Below are 16,895 nucleotides of genomic sequence, written 5' to 3' on the forward strand. Positions count from 1 at the left end.
TCACCCACCCACAGGTGGGCAGCCGACCGAAGCTTCTTCCGCCTGGCCTGCCGCCCGCGACAGTGCGTCTGGGCGTGGTGCGGCAGTCGGCTGCACCACGCTCAGCTCCCTCCCGCGCGGGTCGCAGGCGGGCGACACATGGGATCGGAGGTTCGGGACGGGCCACGGATGCTGCGGTCCTCCGAAGCGCCGCTCCGGCCCGGGCGAGTCCCGGCTCAGTCGGTGAGACCGCTCGCCTTCATCCGGGCCGCACCTTCGGGTGTGTAGACCAAGGCCACGTTCTCCGGCGGTACGAGAACGGAGGGATCGGTGACGAAGCCGATGCGCACAGGCTCCCCGGTCTCGGAGATTTCGCGAGTCTGGGAGACGCCGTCGGCCGGTGGGATGTGGTCGTCGCCCCACTGGCCCAGGGCGGCCAGCACGACGAGCAACTCCCGGCCGGCGTCGGTGGGGTGGTAGGCCATTCTCGTTCGCGATCCGGCTTGCCTGTACTCGCGCTTCTCGACCACGCCTGACCGCGTCAGCAGATCGAGGCGGTTGGTCAGGATGTTGGGCGCTATCCCCAAGGTCTTGGTCAACTCGCCGAAGCGGGTCGCTCCCCGGGTGAGCAACTCCCGCAGGATCAGCAGCGTCCAACGGTCACCCACGATCCCCACGGTCCGCTCGATCGAGCAGAACGCCTTGGCCGCGGGCGTACTCAACGTCACCGACCGCTCGCTGCGAGTGTCGCCGGCCTCGAGACTCTTCTCCGTCGTCTCAGTCACGCGCGCTCCTTCCGGCACCCCGCGGCCACAGCCTTCCGGCGGCTGATCAACTGCCGGAGGCGATGACCCTGGCTTGCAAAAAAAGAGCGTACCAGTGACCACGTAACTATCATTTTGATAGTCAGCCTGCTACGGTCGTCGCATGGCTCAGATCACGATTGCGAAGCCGACTCCCGCCCTGTGGCGCGTCCGCTTCGACAACGCCCCCATCAATCTCATCGACTCGCAGACCGTCGTGGAGCTGCGCGCACTCGTAGAAGCCGCCGAGGCGGACGCCGAGGTCGCGGTCATCCTGTTCGAGAGCGCGAACCCGGACTACTTCCTGGCCCACTGGGACCTCGCGGACGACGGCGAACGTCAGTCGAGCTTGCGGCCGGGACCCACCGGACAGCATCCCTGGCTCGATGTCCTGATCCGCATCAGCAAGCTCCCGGTCGTCACGGTCAGCGCGATCCGCGGGCGAGTACGCGGTGCCGGTAGTGAATTCGTCCTGGCCACCGACATACGCTTCGCCAGCCGCGAACGAGCCGTTCTCGGTCAGTTCGAGATGGCCACCGGTGTCGTCCCCGGAGCCGGTGCCCCGGCGCGACTGCCACGCCTGGTCGGCCGGGGTCGTGCCATCGAGATCATGGCCGGCGCGGAGGACTTCGACGGAGACCTGGCTGAACGCTACGGCTATGTGAACCGAGCGGTCCCGGACGCCGACTTCGATGACTTCGTCACGGCCTTCGTCAACCGCGTCTCACGCTTCGACCGCCGGGCCATCGAAGAGCTCAAGCAGTGGGTCGACCCGCTGACGCTTCCCGACGACGAGGAGTTCCCGCCTCAGTTGGACGCCTTCTTCGAGGCCGTTGCCCGTCCTGAGGTGCTGGCGCGCATCGGACGACTCTTCGAGCAGGGGTTGCAGTCGCCCGGCGTCGTAGAGGATCGGCTCGGTGAGTTCGCCGCACGAGCCGAGAACACGTCCGGGGCTGCCGGCTGAGGGACGGCTCCTTCCTCACGGCAGGGTTACCTGTTGCACCACGCTCTCGCCCAGTGCTCACCCCGGCGCACCTCTCCACCGCCTACCGCTCGGCCTTGTGCGCGAGTTGTGGTTGGCACGACCTCGGTGAAGCGGTCGCGGTCAGCGAGCAGCCGGTGTTTCGGATGCTTGGGCTCTGTGGCACCTCCCGCGACCACTGATCGGCGTCGGCACCGTCGAGCCAGCCGGTTGCCATCCAGCAAGGAGGGCGCGTTCCAACTGACCGGTGTGGCGTGCTCAGATGCCTCTGCGCTCGCCCACCGCTCCGTCCACGGGCCGCGTGACCGTTCCGGCGACGGCCGTGTTCGAGCGCCCGGCCACCGGCCCACAACCCAGCGTGTGCACCGGGGAGCCGCCTTGGCGTACGGGCCGTCGTGAACGGGCTGCTCGAACAGCTCAGCTCGGTGGCGGGGCCGGACCCGATCGGGACGCACGACCACTGCCCGCGTCGGTGAGATGCGGCGCGACCACGAAGACGGAGGCTGCGGGTCAACGCCGACGGGACCGTGATCGCGTCGGATCGAAGCCGGCCGCCGGAACATCGAGTGGCACCGCACCGCCCCCAACGGCCCGCACCGCAACGAGGCCCGAGCCCCCGGGGCCGCCTGCATCGCGACAAAGGGAGTTTGTGGCTTGTTGCAGTGGCGCCGGTCCCCGGCGAGTGCGTCGAGTGCGTCCGTGTGGGGAAACAGCGGCGACTCGGCTCGTGCCCCGCGTAAAGGTTGAAGGCCCGGTGTGGACGTGCGGCGCGGGAACAGCGGCCGCGCGCGGGAGTTCGCCCCCGCGCCGTTGCAAGACCCGCCCTGTCCGGAAGAGATGCTCGTCTTTGCGTCCGGCGCCCGGGAACGACAAGTTCAGTTCTCGAACGCGCCGTCGCCGAACGCGCGGCGGTTGCCGACACCTTTCGAAGCCACCTACGCACGAACGCGGAGATGACCCATGATCAAGCGGATGAAACGGGCCGGCATCGCTCTCTGCGCCGTCACGGTGTTGAGCCCCGCCCTCTCCGGTGCGGCCCACGCCAGCTCCCTCACCCCTGCCCCCGCGTGTGTCGCCGTGCACGAGAGCTGGCGGTATCTGAGCGCCACCAACAACTGCGCCGGTACCGTGACGGTGAGGGCCGTCTACGCGGACGGCGCCACGGGGCTGTGCCACACGCTCGCGCCGAGGACTGTGAGCACGGTCGGTGAGGGCTATCTCGGGCAGCACGGCCGCGTCGGTCACCTCGCACTCTGCGAGGACGTATGACGTATGACGTACCGGCTCAGCAGGGGCTGCGCCACGCCCCGAGTTCCGGCTTCTTCACCATGGACGACAGCCCCAGCCGGCGGGACTCGGCGCAGAAGCTGCTCCGTGGCTCGGTGTACTCCACGTGGAACACCGCCTTGCCGGCCTCGATGAACGGGGACAGGGCACCGCACTCCCGGTACTGCGCGCACTCCTCGTTGACCGCGAAGTCGAAGTGGTCCACGAGCTGGGGGATCTGAGGCAGGTCGTTCTTCAGCCCCACCGACAGCCCCCGCTCGTGGGCGATGGTCGCGATCATCCGGTTGTACCTGAGCTGGTCCCGTGCGGTGAGCGGGAACCCCGTGTCGTTGCCGTATCCCTCCACCAGATCGGGTTCCACGGCGTCGAAACCCTTGTCGCGGCACATGTCGAAGCGGCGTTCCATGATCGGTCGCAGGACGTCCGACCGCCGGATGTCCAGCCACCGTTCGCCCGTCCAGCCGTTGGGCCGGCCGAGCACGGAGCGCGGGAACGCCTTCCGGTCCGGCCGGAAGTCCTCCCACGCGCCGACATTGATGTAGCAGATGACCTTCCGGCCCGCCCGGTGCAGCCGGGCGACGTCCGCGGCGGAGTTCTCGAAGCCGTCGATGTCGTACACCGGCACGTCGGCCGACGGGTCCGCCTTGCCGTCGAGTTGCCACTGCCAGGCGAGGCCGGGACGGGGCTGCCAGCGGGGTCCGGCCGGAGTGGTCTGCGGTGCGGCCGTCGCGGTGCCGTGTGCCCCGCCCGGCCGCTCCTCGCCGCCGGAGCAGCCCGTCAGTGCGGCCGCCCCTGCCAGCGCGGCGAGCAGGGCGGCGCGGGGCCGGGTCCGGGTCACCGCTCCGCCCCGCTCAGTGCCGGTGTCAACGTGGCCCAGGGATTGGGTGGTTCACCCGTCACCGGGCCGCAGACGGCCGCTCCGCGTTCGTGCGCGGTCCGCACGGCGAGCGGGACGAGCGCGTCGGGCACCCCGTACACCAGGTGGCAGAGCCGCTCGGGCGGTCGGCGTGCGGCCCAGGCCGGACGGCTGAACGCGGAGACGTACGTCGACCAGTGGCCCTCGAAGGTGACCGTCAGGTCGGCGAGGCGGACGTACCCCGGCTCCGGGTGGACCCCGGGGTTGAGGACGACGGTTCCGGTACCCGCCCTGCGCAGTGACCGCACGAGCCGGCGGCAGGCCGCGAGCCCCTCCGCGGTGGCGGTCACGCGGTCGAGGAAACAGCCGTCCGTCCCGTACCACTCCCGGTGGCGGCGCAGGTCCTCGACCACGTCCCCCGGATCACGCACGCCGTAGTCGGTGTCGGCGTAGCCCAGCAGCCGAGCCCCCGCGTCCCGCAGGGCGCCGGCCGCTGCGGTGAAGGCCGGGTCGGGGGCGTCGCCCGGACCGCTCGCCGGGTTCAGGACGACTCCGTACGTGCGGGGTGCGGCGGCGATCAGCCGGTGCCAGGCTCCCGGATCCTCGGCCGGGTGGACGTACAGCGGGATCAGCAGGTTCACGGTGTGCGGCCGCCTTCCCACAGCGCGGTCAGCGCCTCGTCGAGGGTGTGGGCCGGGCGCCAGCCCAGGGCCTCCTCCGCGGCGGTGATGTCGGAGCACTGCCACGACACCTGCGCGGAGCGCGGGGAGCCCGCGGTGCTCGCCGCGGCCTCCTCGACGCGGCCCCGGAACCCGGCCAGCGCCGTCAGGTTCCGTACCAGATCGCGCACCGGCAGAGCCCGGCCCCCGCCGATGTTCAGGACCCGCGGCAGCGGGCCCGGGGCCGTCGCCGCGAGGACCGCGGCCCGTGCCACGTCGCGTACGTCGACGAAGTCGCGGTGGGCGGACAGGTCGCCCAGCCGCAGCACCGCCTCCGGGTCGTCGCCGGCCTCGCGCAGCCGAGCGGCGATCCGGCCGGGCAGGCCGGTGGGCGGTGCGCCCGGGCCCACCGGGTTGCCCACGCGCAGGACGACCGCGTCCAGACCGGAACCGGTCACGGCGACGGTGCCCGCGAGCTTGGTCGCGCCGTAGGGACCGGCGGGACTTGTGGCCGCCGACTCCGTGTCCCGGGTGCCGGGGGCTCCCGGCCCGTACTCGGCGGCCGAACCCAGGTGCACCAGACGGGCCGCGGGGGCCGCCTCGCGCAGGGCGGCGCACAGCACCGCGGGGCCGCGGGCGTTGACCTCGGCCAGCGTGACGGCGTCACCGCCGGTCGCGCCCGCGCAGTTGATCACGGCGTCGGGCGCGACTCGGGCGAGGGCCTTCGCCAGGTGCTGCGGACCGACGCGAGCGAGGTCCACCTCGAGGTCGGCGGCCCGTGACCGGCCGCCGCCGAGGACCTGCGCACCCGGCAGGGCGCGCAGCCGCTCGGCGACGTGGGCGCCCAGGTAACCGGTGGAACCCAGGACGAGAATGCGCATGAGGTGCTCAGGCTCCCTTGAGCAGAAGCGACTTGCGGGTGGTGAACTCGGCGTTGGCCTGGTCGTAGTCGTCCGGACGGCCGATGTCCAGCCAGTATCCGTCGAACTCGTAGGCGTGCGGCTGGTTGTCCGACTTCAGCAGGTCGAGGACCAACTCGTCGAACCCGAGCGGCAGTCCGGGCGTGTAGCCGTCCAGAGTGGAGCGGGACAGGCCGTAGACCCCCATGGAGACGCGGTAGTCCATGCTGGGCTTCTCGGTGAACGCCACGACCCTGCTCGCATCCGTGGTCAGCACCCCGAAGTCGATGTGCACCGTGCGGGCGTAGGTGGCGATCGTCAGCGGCGCGCCCGAGCCGCGGTGGCGGCGCAGGACGTCGGCGTAGTCGAGGTCGGTCAGGACGTCACCGTTCATCACCAGGAACGTCTCGGGCAGCCGGTCGCGCAGGGTGAGCAGCGGTCCCATGGTGCCCAGCGGGCTCTCCTCGGTCGCGTAGTCGACGGCCAGACCCCACTGCGAACCGTCGCCGACGTAGGCGCGGATGATCTCGCCGAGGTGGCCGATCGCGATGGTGCAGCTGGTGAAGCCGGCGGCGGAGAGCTGGCGCAGCACGATCTCCAGGATCGCGTGCTGGTCGCCGATGGGGACGAGCGGCTTGGGCAGCGCCGTGGTGTAGGGCCGCAGCCGGACGCCCTTGCCTCCCGCCAGGATCACTGCGTGCATGGTGGGCTCCTCCTTCGTGAACGTTCGGGACGTGCGTGACATGCGTGACGTGCGGGGACGGGGCGGACGAGGCCCGCCGAGGCTCAGATGTTGTAGATGCCGGTCTTGTAGCGGGCGAGGTTGGCCGGGTCGCGGAAGAACGTCACGGTGTGTTCGAGGCCCTCCTCCAGGGTGTGGGCCGGTCGCCAGCCGGTCGCGGCGGCGAGCCGGCTCGCGTCGGCGACCAGGCGCATCACCTCGGAGTTGGCCGGACGGATGCGGGCCTCGTCCTCCCGCACGTCGAGCGGGGTGTCCATCACCTTGCCGATCAGCGCGACGAGGTCGCCGACCGAGATCTCGCCGCCGGTACCGGCGTTGAAGGTGCGGCCCACGACCTTCCCGGCCGGTGCCGTGCCGACGGCGAGGAACGCCTGGGCGGTGTCCTTGACGAAGGTGAAATCCCGGGTGGGGCGCAGGTCCCCGAGGGTGATGGTGCGCTCCCCGGCGGCGACCTGGCCGATGACGGTGGGGATGACCGCCCGCATCGACTGGCGCGGCCCGAAGGTGTTGAAGGGCCGCAGTGTGACGACGGGGGTGTCGAAGCTGGCGTGGTAGCTGTCGGCGAGCCGGTCCCCGCCGGCCTTCGAAGCGGCGTACGGGGACTGGGTGTTGATGGGGTGGTCCTCGGTGATGGGCACGGTCCGCGCGGTGCCGTAGGTCTCGCTGGTGGAGGTGTGCACCAGCCGGGGCGTGCCCAGGGCCCGCACGGCCTCCAGCACGTTGAGGGTGCCGGTGACGTTGGTGTCCACGTAGCTGTGCGGTGCCTGGTACGAGTAGGGGATCGCGATGAGGGCGGCCAGGTGGTAGGCGGTGTCGGCGCCTTCGAGGAGGCCGCGGACGGAGCCCGGGTCCCGTACGTCGCCGAGGACGATCTCCACCTGGTCCAGGACGTCCGGGTGCAGGGTCTCCAGCCAGCCGTAGGAGGAGAAGGAGTTGTACTGCGCCATGGCCCTCACGCGGTGGCCGGAGGCCACCAGGGCCTCGGTGAGGTGCGAGCCGATGAAGCCTTCGGCTCCGGTGACGGCGGCGAGCGGTGCGGAGGTCAACTGAGGGGTCCCTTCGACGGGTTGGGAGGTGAGTGGGTCGTGGGCCGGGGTCAGGCGTGCGGGGAGGGCCGGCCGAGCAGCCACAGGACGCACGCCGACAGACACAGAGCGGCGGTGCCGCAGCCGAGCGGCAGCGCCGTCGCGATGCCCGGTGGCAGCCGCAGGAGCACGACGGCCGCCGCCCCGGCGGCCGCCGCGAGACAGATTCCGGCCGGTGGCCAGGCCGCCCCGAAGGCCTGCAACAGCAGCGCGGTCCACAGGGCGGCCGCCAGGAGCAGCAACGCGACGGGATCGGCGTCCAGGAGCAGCGCCGCGGGCAGCAGCGGTGCGAGATACCCGAGCAGGCAGAGGCCGAGGATGCCCGCCGAGCGCAGCAGGAAAGCGGCGGGCGTGGCGGTGGAGCGCAGAGCGGCGACCGACAGCCCGCGGTAGCGGTACAGCAGCCATTCCGCGGGCCCCATGCTGAGCGTCAGGACGATCACCGCGTACGGCTCCTGCCGTCCCTCCAGCAGCACCAGAACGCCGGCGGCCAGCCCGAACAGGCCGTACGGCAGCGACGACCGCAGGCGCGGCCCGCTCGCGCCGGTGACGGCCGGGACACGCAGGGCGCCGCGCAGGACGTGGGCCGTGACGGCGAGCGTGGCGAGCAGTGCCAGCGCGGGCAGGCCGGTGCGGACCACCGCGCCGGGCTCCCACCAGGGCAGCACGGCGGCACCCGCGAGCAGCGGGCTGAGCGCGGCCAGCAGCAGCCGTTCCCGGCCCAGCACCAGCAGTACACCGGCCGCGGCCAGATAGGCGGACTGCGCCGCGGCCACCAGCGTCACGGGTCCGCCCCCGGCGGGCAGTGCGGCGATCGCCGTGGCCACCACCGCCCCCGCGGGGGCGCCGACCAGGAGCGTACGGCCGGCCTCCCGCCGTCCGGTCGCCAGCCGCAGGTGCGCGCGGTGGCCGAGGGCCTGCCCCCACGCCCAGGAGGCGAGCCCGGCGACGACGAGAGAGGGAACGTTTCCGCCGGCGTTCCACAGCGGAGCGGTCAGCAGGTAGGCGAGCCCCGGCAGGGCGAACAGCACACCGCGCAGCAGACACCGCACGGTGTCGGGACGCCACGGGTCGGCCGCGGCCGGGGGTTCGGGGAAGGTGCGCGGCACGCGCTCGTACAGCGCGGAGGCCAGGGAGAACAGGTTCGGGTGACCGTACCGTTCGTCGATCACGGAGGCGGACAGTCCCTCCGCCTCCAGGAGCGCGGCCACCTCGTAGGGGTGGACGGCGGGCCCTATGCGGTCGGCGAGTTCGGCGGCGAGTTCGCTGACCGCCCGTTCGTCGGGGCCGCCGCGCGGGAGCCGGACGGCGAGTGTGTCGTCGTCGAGGGCCCAGCGCGGGCGCCGGCGGGGCGGCCGGGTGCCGGCCAGCCGGATGGCCAGGGTGTCCTGCTCCGGGCCCCCGGGTTCGAGGGATATCGGCCCGCTCACAGGGCGAGACTTCCGGCGCCGTCGACGGCCGGTGCGGGGATCCTGACCACGGTGGGCATGACCGTCGGCTCCTGTTCGGGGTGGGCGAGTTCCAGGTAGACGGAGCGAAACGTGTCAATGGTCCGGCGGAGCGTGAACTGATCGATGACCCGCAGCCGGGCCGCCTCGCCCATCGCCCTGCGCCGGCCCGCATCGTCCAGCAGCTCCAGCGCGGCGGCGGCCATCGCCTGCGGATCGCGCGGGGGCACCACCAGCCCGGTGTCCCCGACGGCCTCGCGCACTCCGCCGACGTCGGTCGACACGGTCACCCGGCCGCAGGACATGGCCTCGATCAGCGTGAACGGGAAGCCCTCGCTGATGCTGGAGAGCATCACCACGTTCCCCGCGGCGTAGGCGTCCTTGATGTCCTCGACGCGTCCCTCGAAGGTCACGGCGTCCGCGTGCCCGAGCTCGGCGGCCAGGGCCTCGCAGCGTTCCCGGTAGGCCTCTCCGCCGCGCGGGGTCCCGCCGAACAGCCGCAGCCGCGCCTGCGGCAGACGCGCCCGCACGAGGGCGAAGGCGCGGATCAGGGTCTCCAGGTCCTTGATGGGGTCGACGCGGCCGGCCCAGCTGAGCGTGGGCACCTCGGGTTCCGGCCCGGCCGCCGGGAAGGCCGCGGGGTCGACGCCGTTGTAGACCGTGCGGATCGACCGCGGGTCGGCGCCGCCCTCCTCCTCCCACAGCCGGTTGTAGCGGTTGCCCGGGGTGATCAGGGCGGCCTTCAGGTAGCTCTCCCGCGCCAGCAGCCGGAAGAACCCGAGGATCACGGCCTTCACGGGCCACCGGTAGGGCGCCGTGCGGTAACCCAGGTAGCGCTCGCGCAGGTAGACGCCGTGCTCGGTGAGCAGCAGGGGCACCCCGTGGTCCGCCAGGGCGGCGAGCCCGGGCAGTACGGCGACCCCGCCGCTGACCGCGTGCGCCACCCCGCTCACGGGTGCCGGGGCGGTCAGCGGACGCAGGGCGTGCTCCAGCAGCGCGGTCGCGGTGAGCGCGTCGTGCAGGGTCGGCCGGGCCTCGCGGACGGCCAGCCCGGGTCGGTTCCACAGGGCGGTGAGGATCGCGACGGCCCGGTCCCCGCGCAGGAACGCGCTCAGCGTGCCGTCCGGTGCGGTTCGCGCCAGCGCGTACAGGGCGGGCGCGAACCCGTCCTCGGCGCCCGGGTCGAGCAGCGCGGTCAGAAACTGCTCGTACGCGGTGGTCAGCCGGTTGCGCGCACGGCCCCGGGGCGGGCGTCCTGCCGGCGGGGAGCCCCACAGGGGGACGGACAGGACGCCGGAGACGTGCGCGGGCAGTTCCCACACGACCGGCTCGCGTCCGGTGCCGGTGACGGCGATGACGTCGAAGGCGAGGTCGGGCATGCCCTGGACGAGCTGGTCGCACCAGACGCTGACACCGCCGTGGCTGTGCGGGTAGGTGCCTTCGGTGAGCAGGGTGACGCGCGTCGTTCCGGTGTGTCGCGCGCCCTGGGGAACGGGCATCGGTGTGCTCCACGGCTGAGATGCGGGGTGGTTCGGGCCGGTCCCGGCCGCCGCCCAGGGGGCGGCCGGGACCTTCGGTCGGTGCGGGGCGCGGGTGCGCCGCTCAGCCGTCTGCGGTGTGGCCCACCCGGTCGGTGGTGCCCGCGGGGACGCGGGTCCGCGGATCCGTGAGGCCCGCGGAGACGCGGGTCCGCGGATCGGTGACGCCGGCCGGGACACGGGTCCGCGGTGCGGGGCGGGTCACCTTCGCCGGTCCCGAGGTGTCGTCGGCGGCCGGCGCGGCCGACGCCGGCAGGGTGAGGACGAGGGGCGTGTTCCCCGCGGTGGTCCAGCCGGACACGGCACCCGCGTAGGCCTGGCCGAACGCGGCACCGCGCAGCGTGCTGCCGGTCGGCAGGGTCGCGGTGACCGCCAGGCCGGCCGGGGCGTCGACGCTCACCGTGGTGCCGACGCGGTAGGCGGTGACCTGCCCGGCGCCGAGCGCGGCCCGCCAGTCGGCACGGCGCTTCAGCTCGACGCCGATGTCGCGCATCCGTGGGTTCACCAGGGGCGTGTCGTCGGCGAACAGCGCCTTGTAGCCGTCCAGTACGCCGTCGAGGACGGGGTAGGCGATACGGTCCTCGGCGAGGTTGGACTGGTGGATGAAGTGCGGCTTGGGGTCGTTGGACAGGACGTGCCCGAGGGCGATCCGGGTCTCCAGCGGCACGATGTGGCCGGCATAACCGGTGGCGGTGTCCAGGGGAGCCGGGAGGCAGGTCGTGGTGTCCGGGTTGTCCTCGCAGATGCCGCTGCCTCCCTGGGCGCGGCCGGTGTAGATCCAGTTGTACTCGTCGACCTGCTCGGCCGCCCGGCCCGCGTTGTAGAAGACGTTCATCGGGTGGCGCGGCACGGTCGTGGCCGGGCCGACCCGGCGCTGGGTGGGCTCACGCGAGTTGTCCGAGCCGAGCCAGGCGATGCCGTTGTCGCCCAGGGCCGGGGCCAGGTTGGGATTGTCCTGGGGCTGCTGCGGGAGGACCTTCATGCCCGAGTGCTCGCCGGTGACCAACTCGTCGTTCACCAGCGGCAGTCCGGCGATCTGGCCCCAGACCCGGTTGACGGCGATCTCGTCGGAGATGTCGTCGCGGCTCATCCAGCGGGTGCTGCCGTCGGGGTGGGTGGCGCACTTCCACGGCACGACGGAGATGTCCTGCACGCAGCCGAGGAAGGGGTGCGAGTAGGTGTGGTTGATCCAGCGGAACTCGCCCCGCCGCGCGATCAGCCGGTCGGCGAGGGGATCCCGGCCGTTGTTGTCCTCGCGGTGGTCGACGCTGCCGGCGCCGTTGTAGGCGAAGTCGAGGGTGAAGTCCTTGCCGTTCTGCCACGCGACGGCGTGGTCCACGTCGGCGGCCGTCATCCGGATGGGGTCGGGTGTCGCCTGCGGGTCGGTGCAGTCGACGTCGCCCGGTGTGCAGTTGAGGGTGCTGTTCCACCGGTCGTCGGCGGCGAAGACGTCGTCCACGTGCACCGAGAAGTAGTTGCGTGAGGCGCCCAGGTGCACACCGCCGGTCATCCACTCCACGATGCCGCGGGCCAGGAGCCGGAACTGCTGCTGATACCGGTTGTAGACGAAGGTGACGACCAGCTCCCGCCGCCCGTCGTGGCGGTACTCGCCCACCAGGGTGCCCTTGGCCGTCCGCCCCGGGATCGCGGCCTCCACGTACGGCGTGAAGTCGGCTCCCGCCACAGGCTTCGACAGGTAGCCGTAACTCTCGCCGACGGACGGGTCGTTGTCCTCGAAGGGCACCGCGCCGTCGAGGTAGGCGAAGGGGCCCGAGCCGCCCGCGGCGGTCACCTGGGCCTGCTTGCCGTCGAGACTGCCGGCGTAGCCCCCGTCGACCGGATACTGCAGTCCGGCCTCGGGACGCGCATAGGTGTACGCGTCGACCTGCGGGATGTCGTACGCCCGCTCGTAGGCCGCGAGTGCGGCCATCTCGGCCGAACCGGCCGGGAACGGATTGTCGTTGGGCAGCACCACGGCCTGGAACCTGGCACGGGGCCGGCCGTCGACGGTGTCCGCGAGGAAGTCGGCGTCGATCACGGTGCGGCCGGACTGCGTGAGGTCGACCGTGGTGTACGGCGTGCCGGCCGCGGCCAGCTCGGCGGCGATCGCGTCGATGGACGGGCCGCCGTCGCTCACCACCAGCACCCGCAGATCGATGCGGGGTGCGGGATCGGCGTGGGCCGTGCCGGCCGGCAGGCCCAGCGCGGCGATGAGCGCGCCCACCGTGACCATGGTGGTGCGTATGGTCCGCTTCATGCGGTCGTGTCCCCTCCCGGGCAGGGGTGAGCACGGCTCCCGTGGAGCGGACGCACCCCCTTGCGCGCCGCCGGCGTCCCCCTCAGAAGCCGGTTCGGCGCGCATCCGTCGCGTCACATAGTGAGGTCTGTGTGCAGATTTCGAGGTCGTGTTGCGCAACATGACGAAAAAGCGCAGGTGTCGAACCGTGTGCGCCCGGGAGGGGGCGGGAGCGCTTCCGTTCGCCGGGCGAGCCCGGGCGAGGCGGCGGCGAGGGCTTCGCCGCTGGCCCGGGGCATGTGTGGCGGACCGGCGGGCCGCGGGGGCCCGCCGGTCGCCGTACCGGCGGTCCGGTCCGGTGCGAGGAACCGGGCAGGGTGACTTTCCGGTCACGCGCGCCGGCTCACCGGGGGTGCGTCAGGCGCAGAGCACGCGCGTCACGGGCGTGTAGACCGGGCCGCCGCTGACGTTCTCGGAGTTGCTGAACTCGGCGTAGAAGTACGAGTAGAAGCCGATGTTGCCGTTGCAGCCGGAGTCGGCGGCGACGTCCAGCTTCAGGGTGACCGTACGGCTCTGGCCGGGCGGGACGGTGGTGCCGTAGTTGCCGCCGAGGTCGGCCGGGCCGGTCCCGGCGCAAGGGGTGGCGCCGTTCGCGGTGGCCAGGGTGCAGCCGGAGAAGCTGTACTTCAGGTCGGGCCGCTGCGTGGTCAGCCAGGTCGGGTCGATCGTCTGGTACACGAACCACACGTCATGGGTGTTGTGGTTGGTGAGGGTCATCGACAGGTTGACCGTGCCGCCGGGTGTGGTGGTGGCGCTGTCGGTGGCGAAGGTCAGCTCGGCCGGCGCCGGATCGGCCGCGGTGGCGGTGGGGGCCAGGCCGGACACGGTCAGGACGGCGGCGAGGAAGGCGCCGAGGCCGATACGTCGCATCAGGGGTGATCGCATGGCCAGGGAGGCTAAGCAGGGCCCGGCCGCACCGTCTGCCCCACGGAGCGAAGGCCGCCGAGAGCTCGGCCGGAAGTGTTCACTGTGTGCGTGAAGGGTGACGGAAATGTGGAGCGCCTGGGCCGTGGCCGTCTCCCCAGGTGGTCGGCGCGCGGGCGGGTCCGGCGGAGCCCCGGACGCAGCGGGCCGGTGCCGGGGCGCCGCGAGACGACATTGGCGCGTATGACCCCCGACGGCCCCGCCGTTCGCCGGCACGCCCTCTGCCCTTCTCGGCCGTCCGCCGCTGTCCGGCCGTGACCCGGTCGGCCGGTAGCGCCGGCCGGGCCCGAAGTCGTCACCCGCCGGACACCCCCTCCTGACATGCGGCGATGTGACGGGATCCATCGATGCAGCGGATCCCTGCCGGGCGTGCATCGGCCGGTTCGGGGGACACGAGGCGGTATGGCGAGAAATGGCGGGAACAGATTGCCGGCGGAATCGGCGGGTCAGGAAGCGGCCCCGGAGGGCACGGCGCTCAAGCGCGCGCTGACCACTCCGCTGCTGTACTTCTTCATCCTGGGCGATGTGCTCGGCGCGGGCGTCTACGTGCTGGTCGGGCAAGTCGCGGCCGACGCCGGGGGAGCGGTGTGGGTGCCGCTGGCCGTCGCGCTGCTGCTGGCACTGCTGACCGCCGCCTCCTACGCCGAGCTGGCGACGAAGTACCCCCGGGCGGGCGGCGCCTCCCACTACGCCACGCGCGCGTTCGGGCCGTTCGCCGGCTTCGTCGCGGGCTTCTGCATGCTGGCCGCCGGCATCGTCTCCGTGGCCGCCCTCGCCCGGGGCTTCGGCGGCGACTACCTGTCGGCCTTCGTGACCCTGCCCGTGGCCCTCGTCGCCGTCGTGTTCCTGGCCCTGCTCGCCCTGGTCAACGCCCGGGGCATCAAGGAGTCGACCCGGGCCAACGTCGTCGCCACCGTCGTCGAGGTGGGCGGACTGGTCGTCATCGTCGTGCTCGGCGCGTGGCTGCTGTTGCGCGGCGACGGCGACGTCGGACGGCTCACGCAGCTCGGCACGCCCGAGAAGGGCGCTGCCGCCGCCGTGCTGAGCGGCTCCGTACTGGCGTACTACTCCTTCGTCGGGTTCGAGACCTCCGTCAACGTCGCCGAGGAGACCCGCAACCCGCGGCGCTCCTACCCGCGCGCCCTCTTCGGCGCCCTCGCCACCGCCGGGGCCGTGTACGTCCTGGTGGGCATCGCCGCGTCCGCCGCGGTGCCGACCGCCCGCCTGGCCGAGTCGAGCGGACCGCTGCTGGAGGTCGTGAAGGAGGCGGGCGGCGTGCCGACCCGCCTGTTCAGCGCCATCGCACTCGTGGCCGTCGCCAACGGCGCACTGCTCACCGGCATCATGTCCTCCCGTCTGGCCTACGGCATGGCGAAGGACGGACTGCTGCCCGCCGCCCTGACCAGGGTGCTGCCGGGCCGCCGGACGCCGTGGGCCGCGATCGCCGTCACCACGCTCCTGGCGATGCTCCTCGCGCTCACCGGCAGCGTCGCCACCCTGGCGTCGACCCTGGTACTGCTGCTCCTGATCGTCTTCCTCATGGTCAACACGGCCGTGCTGGTCCTGCGCCGTGACACGGGAGAAGCCGACCACTTCCGGGCCCCGACCGTCCTGCCCGTCCTGGGCATCGCCTCCTGCGTCCTGCTGGCCACGCAGATCGAGGCGGAGGTGTGGCTGCGCGGACTGGTGATCGTGGCCGTCGGCATGGTGCTCGGCGCGGTCAGCGCGGTGCGGCGCGGCCGGCGCGCCGACGACGACGCGCGCGACCACCGCTGAGCGGCGGCCGGAGGGGGCGACTGCTCCGGCCGGAGTGCCGGGAATGAGCGGGGGAAGTCGGGGAACGCGTGATCGAGCACCGAGTGCTGGACGCGGGCCGTGCCCGCCTGAGGGAAGGACGTGGGCGTGCCCGGGGTGCCTGGCCTCCTGCTGAGGAGAATGACCGTCGTGTCGGGCCGGACGAGACGGACGGTGCGCACGGCCCTGTCCACTCTCAGCGAGGTCCGTTCCTGCCCGTACTGCCGCGCCTGGATCGCGCCCCGGAGCGTCGTCTGCCCCAGCGGGCACCGGCTGAACTGACGGCCGCGTCGGGGCTCGCCGGAAGCCTGCAGGATCGTGGCAGGGCCGCCGGCCGGCCTCTCGCACACCGACGCGGGGCCCGGTGCGCGTGCACCGGGCCTCACTCGTGCCGGGTCCTGCGACTCGGCCCCGCCCCGCCGCGACCGGTGTCGCGGACGGCGGTCGCCGAGTGGGCACGGCGGGCATTTCGGAGGGACGCTTGAGGAGGGCTGCGACCGGCATGCCCCCGGGAAGCGGCCTCGCGCCACCGGGAGGGCCGCGGCCGGCGTGGCGGCGGAATGGGAGAAGAGCCATGAGGGTGGGAGTGCTGACCGGCGGCGGTGACTGCCCCGGCCTCAACGCCGTGATCCGCAGCGTCGTACGCAAGGGCGTGCAGGAGCACGCGTTCGACTTCCTCGGCGTCCGGGACGGCTGGCTGGGCCTTCTCAAGAACGACGTCGTCCCCCTCGACATCAGCAGTGTGCGCGGGATCCTGCCCCGGGGCGGAACCATCCTCGGCTCCTCGCGCACGAACCCTCTCAAGCACGAGAACGGGCTGCAGCGGGTACGGGAGACACTCGCCGCGCACGCGATGGACGCGCTCGTCGTCATCGGCGGGGAGGACACCCTGGGGACGGCCACGGAACTGAGCCGGCAGGGGATCGACGTGGTCGGAGTGCCGAAGACCATCGACAACGACGTCTCGTGCACCGACTTCACCTTCGGCTTCGACACCGCCGTCGGGATCGCGACGGAGGCGATCGACCGTCTGCACACCACCGCCGAGTCCCACATGCGCGCCCTGGTGGTGGAGGTGATGGGGCGGCACTCCGGCTGGATCGCCCTGCACGCGGGGATCGCCGGCGGCGCCAACGTCATCCTCATCCCCGAGCGGCCCTTCGACCTGGACCAGGTGTGTGAGCAGGTGATGCGCCGGTTCGAGATCAACTACGCGCCGATCGTCGTGGTGGCCGAGGGAGCGGTCCCCAAGGAAGGGCAGATGATCGTCAAGGACCAGTCGCTGGACGAGTTCGGCCACGTGCGGCTGTCCGGCATCGGCGAGTGGCTGGCGCAGGAGATCACCGCACGCACCGACAAGGACGCCCGGACCACTGTTCTCGGCCACATCCAGCGCGGTGGCACACCCAGCGCGTTCGACCGGTGGCTCGCCACACGGTTCGGGCTGCACGCCGTCCAGGCGGTCGCCGACGGCGACTTCGGCTGCATGGTCGCCCTGGAGGGCACGCGGATCGTCCGGGTGCCGCTCGCCGACGCCACGGCGCAGAACAAGGTGGTGGACCCGTCGCTGTACGACGAGTTCGAGGTGTTCTACGGCTGAACC

Annotated in this window: 14 protein-coding genes; 4 read left to right on the plus strand and 10 right to left on the minus strand. The window is 72.4% G+C overall.

Going from position 1 to position 16,895, the window contains the following annotated elements; translation table 11 throughout:
• Positions 1 to 215: 215 nt before the first annotated feature.
• Positions 216 to 764 (minus strand): winged helix-turn-helix transcriptional regulator, encoded by a 549-nt coding sequence (locus tag Q5694_RS03230; RefSeq protein ID WP_333930415.1) that lies wholly within the window; start codon positions 762 to 764, stop codon positions 216 to 218.
• Positions 765 to 906: 142 nt separating this feature from the next.
• On the opposite strand from Q5694_RS03230, the gene Q5694_RS03235 reads away from it, so the two are divergent.
• Complete coding sequence (locus Q5694_RS03235; RefSeq protein WP_333930416.1) at positions 907 to 1,746, plus strand: enoyl-CoA hydratase/isomerase family protein; 840 nt, start codon at positions 907 to 909, stop codon at positions 1,744 to 1,746.
• 978 nt (positions 1,747 to 2,724) lie between these two features.
• Positions 2,725 to 3,033, plus strand: a complete 309-nt coding sequence (locus Q5694_RS03240) for a hypothetical protein (RefSeq protein WP_333930417.1) — start codon at positions 2,725 to 2,727, stop codon at positions 3,031 to 3,033.
• Positions 3,034 to 3,049: 16 nt separating this feature from the next.
• Here the strand turns inward: Q5694_RS03240 and Q5694_RS03245 are convergent, their stop codons facing one another.
• The 9 genes from Q5694_RS03245 to Q5694_RS03285 all read right to left on the minus strand — a co-directional run bounded on the left by Q5694_RS03245 (position 3,050) and on the right by Q5694_RS03285 (position 13,459).
• Positions 3,050 to 3,889, minus strand: coding sequence for an endo alpha-1,4 polygalactosaminidase (locus Q5694_RS03245; RefSeq protein WP_333930418.1), 840 nt, complete (start codon positions 3,887 to 3,889; stop codon positions 3,050 to 3,052).
• A complete protein-coding gene (locus Q5694_RS03250; RefSeq protein ID WP_333930419.1) occupies positions 3,886 to 4,548 on the minus strand; it encodes a spherulation-specific family 4 protein in 663 nt (220 codons plus the stop codon). Before Q5694_RS03250 ends, Q5694_RS03245 begins: the two co-directional genes overlap by 4 nt.
• Positions 4,545 to 5,447, minus strand: coding sequence for an NAD-dependent epimerase/dehydratase family protein (locus tag Q5694_RS03255; RefSeq protein ID WP_333930420.1), 903 nt, complete (start codon positions 5,445 to 5,447; stop codon positions 4,545 to 4,547). The genes Q5694_RS03250 and Q5694_RS03255 overlap by 4 nt, the downstream gene beginning before the upstream one ends.
• 7 nt (positions 5,448 to 5,454) lie before the next feature.
• Entirely contained in the window at positions 5,455 to 6,168 is a 714-nt protein-coding gene (locus Q5694_RS03260) for a nucleotidyltransferase family protein (protein WP_333930421.1), read from the minus strand.
• Between the two features lie 83 nt (positions 6,169 to 6,251).
• On the minus strand, positions 6,252 to 7,253 hold the full coding sequence (locus tag Q5694_RS03265; protein WP_333930422.1) for a GDP-mannose 4,6-dehydratase: 1,002 nt from the start codon (positions 7,251 to 7,253) through the stop codon (positions 6,252 to 6,254).
• A gap of 50 nt (positions 7,254 to 7,303) precedes the next feature.
• Complete coding sequence (locus Q5694_RS03270; RefSeq protein ID WP_333930423.1) at positions 7,304 to 8,722, minus strand: hypothetical protein; 1,419 nt, start codon at positions 8,720 to 8,722, stop codon at positions 7,304 to 7,306.
• Positions 8,719 to 10,239, minus strand: a complete 1,521-nt coding sequence (gene pelF, locus Q5694_RS03275; protein ID WP_333930424.1) for a GT4 family glycosyltransferase PelF — start codon at positions 10,237 to 10,239, stop codon at positions 8,719 to 8,721. The genes Q5694_RS03270 and pelF overlap by 4 nt, the downstream gene beginning before the upstream one ends.
• Positions 10,240 to 10,342: 103 nt before the next feature.
• On the minus strand, positions 10,343 to 12,535 hold the full coding sequence (locus tag Q5694_RS03280; protein ID WP_333930425.1) for a hypothetical protein: 2,193 nt from the start codon (positions 12,533 to 12,535) through the stop codon (positions 10,343 to 10,345).
• A gap of 396 nt (positions 12,536 to 12,931) precedes the next feature.
• Positions 12,932 to 13,459 carry a hypothetical protein gene (locus tag Q5694_RS03285; protein WP_333930426.1) on the minus strand — a complete coding sequence of 176 codons (528 nt, stop codon included), beginning with the start codon at positions 13,457 to 13,459 and terminating at the stop codon, positions 12,932 to 12,934.
• A gap of 465 nt (positions 13,460 to 13,924) precedes the next feature.
• On the opposite strand from Q5694_RS03285, the gene Q5694_RS03290 reads away from it, so the two are divergent.
• Together Q5694_RS03290 and Q5694_RS03295 are read left to right on the plus strand one after the other, a co-directional pair.
• A complete protein-coding gene (locus Q5694_RS03290) occupies positions 13,925 to 15,274 on the plus strand; it encodes an APC family permease (RefSeq protein WP_443040800.1) in 1,350 nt (449 codons plus the stop codon).
• A 592-nt stretch (positions 15,275 to 15,866) separates the two neighbouring features.
• On the plus strand, positions 15,867 to 16,892 hold the full coding sequence (locus Q5694_RS03295) for a 6-phosphofructokinase (protein WP_333930427.1): 1,026 nt from the start codon (positions 15,867 to 15,869) through the stop codon (positions 16,890 to 16,892).
• Positions 16,893 to 16,895 lie beyond the last annotated feature (3 nt).

The sequence above is a fragment of the Streptomyces sp. AHA2 genome (assembly GCF_036857595.1).
In the GTDB taxonomy this organism is placed as follows: domain Bacteria; phylum Actinomycetota; class Actinomycetes; order Streptomycetales; family Streptomycetaceae; genus Streptomyces.